The sequence below is a fragment of the Candidatus Methylopumilus turicensis genome, from assembly GCF_000953015.1.
In the GTDB taxonomy this organism is placed as follows: Bacteria; Pseudomonadota; Gammaproteobacteria; order Burkholderiales; family Methylophilaceae; genus Methylopumilus_A; species Methylopumilus_A turicensis.
Map to the genome: position 1 here is coordinate 275,192 of NZ_LN794158.1, position 14,298 is coordinate 289,489.

Here is a 14,298-nt window from a genome sequence, read left to right on the forward strand (position 1 = left end):
CTGGTTTTGGCCAGACATGGTATGGGTGAAGCATGTGCCGATAAATGCTATAGTTCGCACATCTTTTTGACAGCACCAAACCATGAAAACTTCCCGCCGCCATCTCGAACTGCTTGCCCCTGCAAAAAATGCCGATTTTGGTATTGAGGCGATTAATCACGGCGCAGATGCAGTCTATATTGGTGGCCCAGCCTATGGCGCACGTGCCAAAGCCCCAAATACAGTTGAAGATATCGCAAGATTAATCAAACACGCGCATCGTTTTAATGCTGAAGTGTTTGTAGCGCTTAATACTATTTTTCATGACAATGAATTAGAAGGTGCGCGTGAGATCGTTTATCAGCTTTATGATGCTGGTGTCGATGCGCTCATTGTCCAGGACATGGGCCTACTGGAAATGGATTTGCCACCTATTCAGCTTCATGCCAGCACACAAACTGATATTCGCACCGTTGAAAAAGCCAAGTTTCTAGATCAAGTGGGCTTCTCGCAAATCGTCTTAGCGCGTGAGCTAGACTTAAAAACCATTCAGCAAATCGCTGATGCAACTACCTGCAATTTAGAGTTTTTTGTGCATGGCGCTTTGTGTGTGGCGTTTAGCGGACAGTGTTTTATTAGCCATGCCCACACAGGTCGAAGCGCCAATCGTGGCGAGTGCTCGCAAGAGTGCCGTTTGCCTTACCGTTTAGAAGATTCCCAAGGCCGTGTAATAGGCAACGACAAGCATTACTTATCCATGAAAGATAATGACCAAAGCGCAAACCTGCGTGCTTTGATTGGCGCGGGGATTAGCTCATTCAAAATTGAGGGGCGCTACAAAGATTTACCCTATGTAAAGAACGCCACCGCGCATTATCGTCAGCTGATAGATGAAATTTTGCTGGATATGCCTGAGTATGCAAAAACTTCTTCTGGCATCACCACGTTTAGCTTTACGCCTCAACCTGAAAAAACCTTTAACCGAAGCGCAACGGATTATTTTGTAAACGGTCGTCAAGATGATATTGGTGCATTTGATACCCCTAAATTTTCGGGGGAAGAAGTGGGCAAAGTCACTAAAGTGGCTAAAGATTCTTTTGAGGTTGATAGCCAAATTGCGCTTCATAACGGTGACGGCCTATGCTTTTTTGATGTGCATAAAGAGTTGGTCGGCATGCGTATTAACACCGTTGAAGGTAAGCGCTTAACACCCAATGAAATGCCTGAGGATATGCGCCGTGGCATGACGCTTTATCGTAATCGCGACCAAGCTTTTATGCGCTTACTAGAAAAAGATTCGGCCACACGCAAAATTCCTGTAGAGATGCATTTTTATGAAACGTCAGATGGCTTTGCACTTAGCGTGACGGATAGTGATGGGCTGAACGCCACTGCACTTTGCCAAGTAGAAAAGCAGCCTGCACAGCAAGCAGAAAAAGCTGAAGCCAGTTTGCGTGAGAATTTAGCAAAATTAGGCAGTACCGATTTTGTGGTGAGTGCCATTTCATTCGATTTATCGCAAGCGTGGTTTGTGCCAGCATCGAGCATTAATGCGCTTAGACGCGATGCCATTGAACAACTCACCGCAGTGCGTATTGCTAGCTATCAGCGTCCTGAAAAGCGCATGCCAGCGAATCCACCAGCCATTTATCCTGAAGATACTTTGAGCTACCTTGCCAATGTGTATAACAAAAAAGCCCGCGCTTTTTATGAGAAGCATGGCGTTAAAATGATTGCGGCGGCTTACGAGGCAAACCAAGAGTTAGATGAAGTGCCGCTCATGATTACCAAACACTGTTTGCGCTTTAGTCACGGCATGTGTCCTAAAGAGGCCAAGGGCGTCATTGGTGTGCAAGGCACGGTGACTGCGGAGCCAATGACTTTGATTAATGGCAACGATAGGTTTACGCTTAAATTTGATTGTAAACCTTGCGAAATGCACGTGATGGGCAAGATTCGTAAGCCCATCCTGCAAATGCCGCCGCCGCAGCCTTTGCAGTTTATTCCAAGAGTTAAATCTTAGAAGTGATAGGTGAGTGTTGCGCGAGCAGTAAGCGGCGCACCAGGCGTGAGGTTGTTATTGGTATGCGCACTCGCCACGTAGTCTTTATTCGTAAGATTTTCTACGTTCAACTGTAGTTGCATTTTATCTGTGGCTTTCCAAAAAAGGGCTGCATCTACACGCGCGAAGCCAGGCAGTATTGTGCTTGCTGTTGTGCTTGGCGTAAGCGCGTACATTTGAGATCTGCTGACCACACCTATTGCGGCGCCCCAGGTCTCATTAAAGTCGTAGCGGTTCCACAATGAAAATGTATGGCTAGGCGTTTGGCCAAGCGTGGCGCCAGCAATATAACTAAGTCCACTGATGGTCATCGCTTTGGTAAACGTGGCATCTTGGTAGCTATAACCACCTACCATACTCCAGCGGTCAGTTATTTTTCCTGCAATACCAAACTCAGCGCCTTTTGTTAGCTGGCCGTCGATGATGGTATTTTGGGCGGTGTTGGCTGGATCTGTGATGGCTACGTTTTTTCGTTCTAGCTCATATATAGCCGCTGTTAGAGATAATTGAGGCGTGATGTCATATTTTGCGCCAAGCTCTTTGTTGATGAATTTTTCAGGCTGCAATGACTTGGTCGTTGCCGTTAAGCTAATCAGTTGGTCGCCAGCGCGAGGCACATAAGAAAGGCTGTATGAACCATAAACAGAGAGATTTTCAAGTGGCTTGAAAATCAATCCGGCGCGCGGTGAAACAAGACTGTCTGTCACGTCAAAAGTCTGACTTGTTTTAATGTTGTCATAGTTTGTTTTTAGTTGATCATGACGGACACCTACAATGGCCTCCCACTGCTCGCTAATCTTAATTTGATCCTGCACATACAACGCAAATATATCGATTTCGCTGGCCTGATTGCGTGAAGTATTGCTCAGGCTGATTGGGAGAGTGTAAGTCGGGCTGAGAGCTGAAACGCTAGATGAAATTCTTTCGCTATTGCCAGCAATGAATCTTGCGTTGGTGGTTTTTTGTGTGCCAACTTCCATGCCCGCCAAGAGTTGATGTTCAAAGCGACCGGTATTGATTTTGTAAATAATATCGGTTTGATTGATAAAGTTTTTTCGGTCAGTCGTATCACGATACGCGCCGACAGCAAATAGATTGTTGGCCACAGCGCCGTCAGCATAAACGTTCTGATAAAACTTATCGTAACTTGCATAGCGGGTGCGATTTCGGATACTGAGATTGTCGTTGAAGGCATGCTCAATCATCGCGTTCAATGCTTTTGTTTCAGTTTCGTTTGGGCTTAAGCTCGCATTGCCATAAAACGTTTTGTAATCTTCCAAGCGATATGGACGATTGTTCAACTCACTCCCAATCGATGGAATGCCTCGGTCACCAATATGCTGATCTTTAAAATACTCAGCGCCAAAAGTAATTTTGGTGTTTTCAGTTGGCGTGATGGTAAACGTTGGATTAACCCCATATCGCTTTAGATTAACGCCGCTTCGATAGCTGTCTGATTCTTCATAAACAGCATTCAGCCTAAAAGCGGCCACGTCATTAATACCATTGCCAATATCGATGCTGGTACGTTTTTGATTGTAAGCGCCATAAGTGGCTTTAATTTCTCTGACAGGATCCCAGCCAGCTTCTTTTGATACGCGATTAATCGCGCCGCCTGACGCTCCTCGACCAAAAGCCATGCCGTTTGGGCCTTTAAGAACCTCTACACGATCGGTATTGTAAAAGTCTCGGTAAGTTTGCACATCATCGCGAATGCCATCTAAATAAAAGTCGCCGGTTGTAACGCCACTTCCTCGAAAGTTAAGTGCATCGCGGTTGCCTTCACCTTGCGATGCAGTAACGCCAGGCACATATCGAACGGCATCAGACATGCTTTGAACGGATTGGTCACTCATTTGCTCTTGGGTAACCACAGAAACGGATTGAGGAACATCAATAAGCGGCCTATCCGTTTTTGTAGCGGTTAAGGACCTTTTTGCTTGGTAACCTTTAACTGGCTTTGTGTCGCTGATCCGCTTGGCGGCTACCTCAACCTTATCAATATTGAGTGCGGCTACTTTTAATGTCTCAGCATGCGCTTGCCCAATTGATGCGCTCAGTACTGCAAAAGTGAAGTATCCAAGGGGTTTTGAATGACGATTTTTCATTGCGCGGCTTTAGTTTGTAAATGATAATGATCCTCATCTTATAGTAAATGAGAATCATTATCAATTAAAAGTTACGTACTCTGAGAGAATTGCCTGATCTTACTTTTCAATTTCCGCGGCCACAATCGCTAATAATTTCATGTCGAAATAGATTTCGACCTTTTTGTTTTGCTTGTTTTTACCGTACATCTCGTAGCAATTGTTCTCAATCTTTAAGGTTTTAATCGTGTAACCTTCCTCAATGAGCACTTGTTTCAAGTCATCTTGATTTGCCCATTCCGATTGAGGGTAAGCTTTGCAAGTAACTGCCGCTTGCACTTTGCTTACCATCAAGCCAAGCAATAAAACTAAGAATAAGCTTTTCATGTTTTTATTTTTCATTTAAGTATCAGCCCACATGCGAATTAAATTATGGTAATTTCCAGTGAGTCGAATCACTGCCGCACTGTCGCCATGTTCTTGCCGTAATGTTGAAATGGCGGCATCCATGTCAAACAATAAAGTTCTCTGTGCGTCATCTCGAATCATGCTTTGTGTCCAAAAAAAGCAGGCAATTCTGGCACCTTTTGAGACAGGTCTTACATGATGCAAACTAGTACCGGGGTATAAAACCATATCGCCAGCTGGAAGCTTTACAGACTGAACGCCATAGGTGTCTTCAATCACTAACTCTCCTCCCTCATAGCTTTCTGGAGGGGAGATAAATAAAGTAGATGAAATATCCGTACGAACATGGTTGCCAGTTAAAGCGTGGGTTCTAACTGCGTTATCAATATGTGCTCCAAAATCCATCCCTTCACGATATTGATTGAAAAGCGGTGGGTAGATTTTTTTAGGCAGTGCCGCTGAGAAAAATAGCGCATTTCGACTCAAGGCTTGCAACACAATTTTTCTGCTGGTTTCTGCAAACTCAGACTCTTCAGGTAGTTGCATATTCCGTTTGACCTGCGCTGACTGAGTGCCGGCCGTCACCTTGCCATCCACCCAGTTTGCCTTTGCCATTAAGTCTTGAAGCTTCGCTAGCTCCTCAGGGTTTAAAACATTAGGAATACGGAGAAGCATTGTGCTATTTCCTTAAAATTTAAATTCAGTCGTTAATATAATTGTACGACCATTGCCTGGGACGCTAAAGCCGCCATTGTCGTAAATGGCATCGTAGTAAACTTTATCTAGTAAGTTCTTAGCATTCAATTTAACAGCCCATTTTTTTTCTTCATAAGTCAGCATTGCATCTACACGGGCGTAACCTGGAAGCACATTTGGATCAAAGTTTCCATTAGTGAAATTAGAGCCCGCACTTCCAGATGGGTTATATCCGTATCGCTCACCCTTAGCCTCCAAGCCCATACCAAACTTCAATTTGTCAGTGAGCTTGTAAGTGCTCCAAATGTTAAATGTGACCGGCGGAGTATTCCTAGGCCGTTGACCTTTATATCCCGCATAGGCAGGTGTGATGACACCAGTGTTTGCGTTCACATTTTCCGCCACTTCTAGAATTTCAGCATCCATCAAAGCTAAGCCACTGAAGACTTCCCACTTATTAGTGATTCGGCCTGCGAGTTCAAATTCAACACCATTGGTACGACGTTTTTTGGTCAAAATTGCAGCAGTTGATTCGAGGTCAGTATTTCTTTCCCAATCTTTGGTTGTCGTGTAAATCGCAGTTCTTAAAGCGAGGTCGCCATCCAAAAGGAGCCATTTTGCACCAGCCTCAATAGTCTTGCTTCGCTCTGCTGGCATTGGGGCAACCGTTAATTGATAAAGGTCGGCAGTTGGACTGAATGAGTCACTCCAGCTCAGATAATAGTGCTTTTCTGGAGTGTGGTGATACGACAATGCACTGCGATAGCTATTCTCACCATAACTTAGTTTAGGGGAGGTTGCGCTCGAGTACTCTGCGCGGAGCTCATCTCTGCGTAAACCGAATAACACATCCCATTTAGGGGCAATGGTAATGGTGTCTTGCGCATAAACGGCGTAGTTGTCAGCATTAAACTTTGATGGATTCGTTGTTGTACTTTCTGCATCAGGCATATAAAGTGCGCCACTTCCTAAATCCAGATCGCGCAAACTATTGCGATAGTTTTTTTCTTTTAAGTATTCGACACCGCTTAAGAATTGATGCTTGAATCCTGCAAAATCAAACTTCGTGCTGAAGTCGGACTGTAGCGTTTGTGTTTGGTAATGCATCTTTCGACTTTGATTTCCACCTACGCTGTAATCATGGGCTGGTAAGCTCGAGGAGTTTGGGGTTTTAGCCCAGTAAGCGCGCTCATAGTCCGCCGCCCGCAATTGTGTCCGAACCTGGCTGTCTTCACTAAATTTATGGGTGTATATCCCAGTGGTGACTGAAGTGGTGCTGTTATCAAAGTTTTGGTTGCCACCGTAATAAATGCTGTTGTTGATTGATGGCGTGTTCACAGGCCTTTTGTTTACAAAAGAAACGCCGTAATCTGGCTTATCGTCTGTTTTGGTTGTGACATGGTTAAAGAAAAACTCATCGTTTGTCCCGATGCCGGTGCCAAAGCTTAATGCAATTCCTTGTCGGTCTAATCTTGGGCGATCGCCATTGGTCGGGTTTTTACGATAGTTTTCTTCAGCCCTATCCATTACGTTGATGCGAATCGCAGTAGTATCAGCCAACTTTTTATTAAAGTCGCCCGTTACCAAGTAATAGTCTTGACTACCCAAAGCCGCACTGATTTTATTTTCATCTTTGAGTTCAGCCATTTTACTCACTTGATTGATGACCCCGCCAGCTTGGCCGCGTCCAAACAACATTGCAGCGGAGCCACGCAAAACGTCGACCTGTTCTAGGTTGAATAGTTCACGATTGTATTGAGCAGTGTCGCGGATGCCATCTAAATAAATATCACCGAAAGTATAAAAGCCACGCAACATCATATTGTCGCCAGCGCGTCCGCCTTCAGCGGCGTTAAATGTCAAGCCAGCAACGTTGGATAGCGCTTCACGCAACGAACTAAGTTGCTGATCTTTAATGAGGCTCTTTGTGATCGTGGTCACTGCTTGTGGGATATCATGCGGGTCTTGTAACACTTTACCAACGCGCGTTTTAGTGGCCTGGTAGCCAGTACTTGATTGGATAGCCGTTGCTTTGACGGTGACCTCAGCTAATTCTTTTTCTGAGGTTGCTTTCTCCAATTCCTCTTGTTTTTTTTGCGCTGTTTTGATCAATGCAGTCTCTGGTTCAGCCTGAGCAGTCATCGATTGCAATGCGATAAGCACGGCAAGAGAAATACTTTTTTTGTATAGCATATTTTTTTTCGAGAACATTCTAAACTTTCTATAACAATTACACTAACTATCGAGTGAGAATCTAATTGGCACAATCACGACACCGCTGACTGGCTGGTTGTTGCTACTGGCCGGGATAAACTTCCATGTTTTTACAACGTCGATTGCTGATTTATCCAATAACTCGTAGCCACTGCCTTTTTCGAGCAAGACTTTTTCTGCGTTTCCTTGTACGGAGACAAAAACCTTGAGGAGCACTTTGCCTTGCTCCCCTCTTCGTCTTGCCATGCCTGGGTACTCTGGAGCTGGATTGCGTAAGTAATCAGCACCAAATTTTGGCGCTACATAAACTGGGTTAGGCTCAGCTTTTTCTTCCCCTTTTCTAGGGGGCTCTGACGTAATTGGTCCTGAAGATTGATCAGTCTTGATTTCTGTTTCCAGTGGGTTTTTTGGCGCAAGATCTTTGTGACTGACTTGCGGCTTCTCAGGGATGGTAAATGTACTTATTTCGTGAGCGCTTATTACAGGGCTTTCTTGCACTTTGGGGCTTACTTTTTGAACGATCGGCTCAGAAGGTGCGATTAAATTTTTCGATTCATTCATTAACTTGATGGTGATCGGTGATTGAAACGAATTTAGGTTGGTGGGCGTTATGTTAACTTGTTGAAAAAGTAACAAGGCAGCGACTAAGTGTGCAATAGCAGACAGCACCATAAATTTGCTTGTTGAAAGCTCATGTGTTTTTGGGGCGCTAAGATTGAGCCCGCTTTCCGCCTTACCGAAAGGATTAATATTAAAGGAGAAAGTTGAACTCATGATTCTTTAGATGAAACTCACAATTTGTTATCAATTAGATTAAATGATAATCATTCTCATCTAAAAAGTAAATAAGAATTATTCTCAAAAAGAAGTTGCGAGAGTTTCAACTCAAAGAGTATTTTTTTCGAGTGCTAAGTGACGCTAATATTAAGGTGCTGGATTCATCATTCGTAAATGGAGGTCTTCAATTTCCAGCATCACCTCTGGTGATAGTTTTGTATCCCAAGCCGCCATATTTTCTTTGAGCTGGTGCATCTTCGTGGCACCAATAATGGTGCTGGTGACAAACCAACGGTGATACACAAAAGATAAAGCGAGTTGCGTTGGCGTTAGTCCATGCGCACGGGCCAGTTCTGCATATGCTTTGCTGGCTGGCGTGACATTTGGTTTTTTGTAGCGCTGTGAATAGCCCAGGAACTCAGTAATACGTCCAGGCGCTGCAGGGTCATCAATATACTTGCCAGTTAAATGTCCAAATGCCAAAGGTGAATAAGCAAGTAATCCCACATTCTCGCGGAATAACACTTCGGACATCCCAAATTCCATGCCACGATTAATTAAGTTATAGCAGTTTTGTACTGTGGCAACGCGCGGTAAATCATATTCTTTGGCGATGCGTAAGAACTCCATTAGTCCCCAGGGCTGTTCATTGGATAGTCCGATGTATCTTATTTTTCCTTCTTTCACCAATTCGGCCAAGGTTTCTAACTGGTTTCGAATCGTCACCCACTCTTTACGTTCGCCTTCGCCAAATTTACCTGAGACATATTCATTCGCAGGGTCGAATAAATATTGCCCAAACATCGGCACGTTACGTTCAGGCCAATGCAATTGGTAAATATCGATGTAATCCGTTTGCATACGCTTGAGAGAGCCTTCAATTGCCTCGCGAATATTGGTGCTATCTAAGCATGGTGGGCCACCGCGTATCCAATCCATCCCTCGTCTTGGGCCAGCCACTTTGCCACCTAAAATAATCTTGTCGCGAGGCTGATTTTTGAGCCAATGGCCAATGATGGTTTCAGTTTTGGTATAAGTATCTGCCTTCGGTGGCACAGGATACATTTCTGCCGTGTCGATAAAGTTAATGCCTTGCGACATGGCATAATCGAGCTGGTTGAAAGCTTCGGCTTGTGTGTTTTGGTCGCCATAGGTCATGGTGCCCAAACAGATGGCAGAAACGTTTAAATCAGTGTTGGCTAACTTTCTATATTCCATATTTTGCCTATTAATTAATCTTTACCAACATTGTACCTGTAAGGCCGCCTCATAAAAGCATTACAATATGGTCTTTGCAGTTCTTACTCTAAGAGTCAGCTTTGTCCGCGTCAGATTCAAAACTCAATTTTATCTTTTCCGAAAAAGGGCCGCTCGCAGAGGGCATCCCAGGATATCGCACGCGTCAACAACAGCTAGAAATGGCCTTGGCGATTGAAACGGCTATTCAAGAAAACAAACAATTAGTGGCTGAAGCGGGCACCGGCACCGGCAAAACCTTTGCTTATTTAGTGCCAGCCTTACTTTCTGGCGGTAAAGTCATCGTTTCAACTGGTACCAAAACCCTGCAAGACCAATTATTTCATCGCGATTTGCCTGCCGTGCGTGATGCACTCAAAGTGCCTGTCACGGTTGAAATGCTTAAAGGCCGTGCTAATTACGTGTGTCATTTTCATTTAGAACGCTCAGCTAACGAAGGCCGTTTTGTTTCGCGTGAAGATGCCAACTATGTCCATGTAATTCGCAACTTTGTTGAGAACAGTAAAACAGGCGACAAAGCCGAGTTAATTGAAGTTCCAGAGAACGCGACCATTTGGCCCAGTGTGACCTCGACACGTGATAACTGCATGGGGCAAGAATGTAATTTTTACAAAGATTGTTTTGTGATGGATGCCCGCAAAAGGGCGTTAGCTGCTGATGTGGTGGTGGTGAATCATCATCTATTTTTTGCAGATGTGATGTTGCGCGATGAAGGCGTGTCTGAATTATTGCCATCAGCCAATACGGTGATCTTTGACGAAGCCCATCAATTGCCTGAAGTGGCGGGACTATTCTTTGGTGAAGATGTTTCGACTAGTCAGCTTTTAGAGTTAGCACGTGATGCTGAGGCTGAATACATCACTACCGCTAAAGATTGTCCTGCTTTGCAAGAAGCCGCCAATGCGCTAGAAAAATCCGTCCGAGATTTTAGGCTGGTATTTGCTTATGAAGGCTCTCGTATGCCTGTGCAAAAAGCCTTGGCTTTGAAGGGTTTTGATAGCGCTTATATTGAGATGCAAGCCAAGCTTCAAGCCTTGACCAATGTATTAGAAACGCAAGCCCCGCGTGACCCTGCACTCGAAAATTGCTGGCAACGTGGCGCAGGACTAATGGTGCAATTGCAACGCTGGCTTGCCGCTGAAAATGCTAACTTAGTGCGCTGGGTGGAAGTTTTTACACAAAGCGTTCAGCTTCATGCCACGCCTTTATCGGTGGCTGAAGGTTTTGGTAAGCAACTGAACGCATCGCCACGTGCTTGGATTTTTACTTCAGCCACGCTCGCGGTAAAAAGTGACTTTAGTCATTACATCGGCCAAATGGGTTTGAGTAATGCCAACACAGGTTATTGGGAAAGCCCGTTTGATTATGGCAAGCAAGCCCTTTTTTATGTGCCAGAAAATATGCCAGAGCCGAATAGCCCAGGCTATTCCGCAGCGGTTGCGACGGTGGCGTTACCTGTCATTCAAGCCAGTGGAGGACGTGCCTTTGTTTTGTGCACATCATTAAGAGCCATGCGTGAAATTCATGCTTTACTCAAAGATGCGTTTGAACAAAATGGCATTGAATATCCATTGATGATGCAGGGCGAAAGTTCACGAAGCGAATTGCTAGAGCGTTTCCGTAAGCGCGGCAATGCTGTGCTGGTGGGTAGTCAAAGCTTTTGGGAGGGTGTGGACGTTCGCGGCGAAGCGCTTTCCTGCGTGATTATCGACAAACTCCCTTTTGCTCCACCTGATGATCCTGTGCTGGCTGCGCGTATCGACAAGATGAATGAAGAAGGCAAAAATGCCTTTATGGAATATCAATTGCCTTATGCGGTGATTACGCTCAAGCAGGGTGCAGGTCGATTAATTCGAGATGAAGCGGATAGTGGCGTACTCATGATTTGCGACCCGCGTTTGATTTCTAAGCCTTATGGTCGCCGCATTTGGCAGAGCTTACCGCCATTTAAACGCTCACGCTTTTTGGCGGATGTGCAGGCGTTCTTTGAAAACATTAAGCATTAAAAGCTAGCGCTGACGAAGCGGCTTAAGCAAGTCTGATAATCCGTTGTGGTCGATTTCTTGCATCAGTTGCAATAATCGGCCAATCTCTCCTGGTGGAAACCCCTCACGCGCAAACCAATTAAGATAGTTGCCAGGTAAGTCGGCAATTATGCGACCTTTGTGTTTGCCGAACGGCATTTCCATGCTGACAAGTTTTTTAAGATCTTCGGGGTGCATTGCCAATTATGCTGATTAAAGCCAGCCAGCTTTCCAAAGTGTTTCGTCCGATAAAACACGCCAATGCAAGGTTTGATGACGTTTGCTCAGCACAGCTTCTAATGTCACCTCGGTGACAATTTGCGGGTCAGTTTCATCTTGCGTGACGCGCACCACAATGAAATGCATTTCACGGTTTTGTGGAGCAGTGGCCGTCCATTTTGAGTGCAATAATTTTTTCGGACTAAGTGCCATGTCGTGCCATCCAGTAAATAGCTTGTCAGTTTATCAGCCAAATGATTTTTGAGCAGTTTTCTTGTTAAAATCCAATCATGAAACCAAGCCCTATTCTCATTCCAGAAAGTGAATACGTGCTCACCGCGATGCGCTCGCAGGGTGCGGGTGGGCAAAATGTGAACAAGGTATCTAGCGCCATTCATTTGCGCTTTGATATTCGGGCTTCATCGCTATCGCTGCCGCATCAATTGCGCCTCATGGCACTCCGCGATTCTCGTATTACAGCGGAAGGAGTGTTGATTATTAAAGCGCAACAGCATCGCAGCCAAGAACTCAACAAACAAGATGCGATTGAGCGACTTCATGCGCTGGTGAATAGTGTGGCAAAAGCGCCTGAAATAAGAAGACCAACAAGGCCAACCCTAGGCTCACAAAAAAGACGGCTCGCGAGCAAAAGTCAGCGTGGTGAAATCAAAGCCAATCGTACCCGCTTGGGTTATGGCAAAATAGAGGCTGATTAACCTTTCACGTTTTTATGTAGAGCCTTATGCAAATCCTCGCCATCGACACTTCCACTGAATTTTTGTCATTAGCCTTGTGGCTGGATGGCCGTGTGTTGTCGCGCGATATTCATGCCGGGCAAACGCATTCACAGCAGATTTTGCCCACTCTCCGCGAATTGCTTGATGAAGCGAATATCGAATTAACAGCGCTAGATGGTATTGCTTTTGGGGCTGGCCCCGGTTCTTTTACAGGTTTGCGTATTGCTTGCGGCGTGGCACAAGGCTTGGCATTTGGTGCCAACTTGCCAGTAGTCGCGGTGAGCACATTACAGGCCTTGGCCCAGCAAAGCGGGGCAGATAAAGTAATCGCCTGCCTCGATGCACGTATGGGGGAAATCTACCATGCGGCTTATGAGAAGCAAAACAATGCCTGGATTGAGGTGAGCGCCCCAGCATTATTTAAGCCTGAAGAAGCACCCAAAGTAACTGGTAATGATTGGGTGGGGGTAGGCACGGGTTGGCTAGTTTATCCTGAGGTATTGCAAACTGTGTATGGCGAGCAATTGCGCGAAATGCCCAAGCCTGACCATAGCTCACATCCAACTGCTACCTCCATTGCAGAACTCGCTTTACCCACTTTTGAGGCAGGCTTGGCACGACCAGCCCATGAAGCTGCACCGATTTATATCCGCAACAAAGTCGCGCTTAAAATGAGCGAACGGGTAAACCGCTAACATGAACGCGCCGTTAAATCAGCCGAATGTCAGTTTTCGGGAAATGCAGATTGACGATTTGGACGCTGTTATCCAAATCGAAACCGTCAACTTTCCTTTCCCTTGGACTGCGGGTAATTTCAAAGACTCCATCAACTCAGGGCACATTTGCTTGGTGTTGGAGATTGATGAATTGATGATTGGCTATGCCATCTTGATGATGGTGCTCGATGAAGCGCACTTGCTTAATATTAGTATTTCAGCGGATTGGAAAGGCAAAGGCTGGGGACGTCATCTGCTTAACCACATGATGCAAATCAGCCGCGAACAAGGCGGCCTCAATATGTTTTTAGAAGTGCGCCCATCGAATGTTTCTGCCATCACGCTTTATGAAAGCATAGGCTTTAATGAAATGGGCGTTCGCCCTGGCTACTACCCAGCGCACAATGGCCGAGAAAACGCGGTATTAATGGGAGTCGCGCTATGAGTTTGACCCGTGAAGATATGTTGCGCGAATTAGAACTATTGCCTGTGTGGCGCTTAAATGGGACTCTAGAAGCTAAGCAGGAAGCGGCTGATGCGACTGTTGCGCCACCAATAGAACCGGTTGTTGAATTGATGGCTGAAATAAAAGAAGAGCCAACACAAGCATTAGCAACTCAAGACCTAGAAACTCAAGCGCCTGAAATTCAAGCACCAGCTTTACCCGATATTGCGAATATGGATTGGGCAGAACTCAAACAATTCGTGGTGGGCACTGGAGACCAAAATGCCGAATGGGTGTTTGTGGGCGATGTGCCTACCGATGGCGATACAGGCGTATTGCTCGATAAAATGCTCATCGCCATTCAGCTACAGCGTGGCAAAAATGTGTACCTCACACCGCTATCTGAACCAGATTATTTCAAACGCCAAATCGCACTCATTCAGCCAAAATTGATTGTCGCTTTTGGTGAAAAAGCCGCCCAAACTTTGCTGGTCTCAAATGAGCCGCTCGATGCCTTGCGTGACACAGTTCATCAATATCAAGGTATTTCTTTTGTGGTTAGCTACGCACCATCTCACTTGCTAGAACACACGCAAGACAAAGCTAAAGCTTGGGCAGATTTGTGTTTAGCGCGAAGCACAATGGAAACCTTTAAATAGGCTGACGCTGAGTTGATT

The 14,298-nt window shown here is 45.4% G+C and carries 14 protein-coding genes; 6 read left to right on the top strand and 8 right to left on the bottom strand.

Going from position 1 to position 14,298, the window contains the following annotated elements:
• Positions 1-82 precede the first annotated feature (82 nt).
• The gene (locus BN1209_RS01555; protein ID WP_045750648.1) at positions 83-2,002 is read left to right on the top strand and encodes a peptidase U32 family protein; all 1,920 of its coding nucleotides are present in this window, start codon (positions 83-85) and stop codon (positions 2,000-2,002) included.
• On the opposite strand, the gene BN1209_RS01560 is transcribed toward BN1209_RS01555, so the two are convergent.
• The 6 genes from BN1209_RS01560 to BN1209_RS01585 form a co-directional block, all read right to left on the bottom strand.
• Positions 1,999-4,149 (bottom strand): TonB-dependent receptor, encoded by a 2,151-nt coding sequence (locus BN1209_RS01560; protein ID WP_045750649.1) that lies wholly within the window; start codon positions 4,147-4,149, stop codon positions 1,999-2,001. The two genes, BN1209_RS01555 and BN1209_RS01560, sit on opposite strands and share 4 nt — an antisense overlap.
• Positions 4,150-4,248: 99 nt before the next feature.
• Entirely contained in the window at positions 4,249-4,530 is a 282-nt protein-coding gene (locus tag BN1209_RS01565; RefSeq protein WP_231855140.1) for a PepSY domain-containing protein, read from the bottom strand.
• Positions 4,531-5,211, bottom strand: a complete 681-nt coding sequence (locus BN1209_RS01570; protein ID WP_045750650.1) for a Fe2+-dependent dioxygenase — start codon at positions 5,209-5,211, stop codon at positions 4,531-4,533.
• A 12-nt stretch (positions 5,212-5,223) separates the two neighbouring features.
• Positions 5,224-7,443, bottom strand: a complete 2,220-nt coding sequence (locus BN1209_RS01575) for a TonB-dependent receptor (protein ID WP_052661066.1) — start codon at positions 7,441-7,443, stop codon at positions 5,224-5,226.
• A 24-nt stretch (positions 7,444-7,467) separates the two neighbouring features.
• Entirely contained in the window at positions 7,468-8,220 is a 753-nt protein-coding gene (locus BN1209_RS08840; protein WP_052661067.1) for an energy transducer TonB, read from the bottom strand.
• Between the two features lie 150 nt (positions 8,221-8,370).
• Complete coding sequence (locus BN1209_RS01585; protein ID WP_045750651.1) at positions 8,371-9,441, bottom strand: aldo/keto reductase; 1,071 nt, start codon at positions 9,439-9,441, stop codon at positions 8,371-8,373.
• Between the two features lie 101 nt (positions 9,442-9,542).
• Here BN1209_RS01585 and BN1209_RS01590 point away from each other — a divergent pair, with 101 nt between their 5' ends.
• Positions 9,543-11,486, top strand: coding sequence for a DNA repair helicase YoaA (locus tag BN1209_RS01590; protein ID WP_045750652.1), 1,944 nt, complete (start codon positions 9,543-9,545; stop codon positions 11,484-11,486).
• Between the two features lie 3 nt (positions 11,487-11,489).
• Here BN1209_RS01590 and BN1209_RS01595 read toward each other — a convergent pair whose 3' ends face one another.
• Together BN1209_RS01595 and BN1209_RS01600 are read right to left on the bottom strand one after the other, a co-directional pair.
• A complete protein-coding gene (locus tag BN1209_RS01595; protein ID WP_045750653.1) occupies positions 11,490-11,702 on the bottom strand; it encodes a DUF3820 family protein in 213 nt (70 codons plus the stop codon).
• A gap of 15 nt (positions 11,703-11,717) precedes the next feature.
• A complete protein-coding gene (locus tag BN1209_RS01600) occupies positions 11,718-11,936 on the bottom strand; it encodes a TIGR02450 family Trp-rich protein (protein ID WP_045750654.1) in 219 nt (72 codons plus the stop codon).
• 77 nt (positions 11,937-12,013) lie between these two features.
• Here BN1209_RS01600 and arfB point away from each other — a divergent pair, with 77 nt between their 5' ends.
• The 4 genes from arfB to BN1209_RS08845 are packed head-to-tail and all read left to right on the top strand — an operon-like array spanning position 12,014 to position 14,280.
• Positions 12,014-12,439, top strand: coding sequence for an alternative ribosome rescue aminoacyl-tRNA hydrolase ArfB (gene arfB, locus BN1209_RS01605; protein ID WP_045750655.1), 426 nt, complete (start codon positions 12,014-12,016; stop codon positions 12,437-12,439).
• A 26-nt stretch (positions 12,440-12,465) separates the two neighbouring features.
• Positions 12,466-13,155 carry a tRNA (adenosine(37)-N6)-threonylcarbamoyltransferase complex dimerization subunit type 1 TsaB gene (tsaB, locus tag BN1209_RS01610; protein WP_045750656.1) on the top strand — a complete coding sequence of 230 codons (690 nt, stop codon included), beginning with the start codon at positions 12,466-12,468 and terminating at the stop codon, positions 13,153-13,155.
• A gap of 1 nt (position 13,156) precedes the next feature.
• Positions 13,157-13,621, top strand: a complete 465-nt coding sequence (gene rimI / locus BN1209_RS01615) for a ribosomal protein S18-alanine N-acetyltransferase (RefSeq protein ID WP_045750657.1) — start codon at positions 13,157-13,159, stop codon at positions 13,619-13,621.
• Positions 13,618-14,280 (top strand): uracil-DNA glycosylase, encoded by a 663-nt coding sequence (locus tag BN1209_RS08845; RefSeq protein WP_052661068.1) that lies wholly within the window; start codon positions 13,618-13,620, stop codon positions 14,278-14,280. Before rimI ends, BN1209_RS08845 begins: the two co-directional genes overlap by 4 nt.
• The last annotated feature ends 18 nt before the right edge of the window (positions 14,281-14,298 follow it).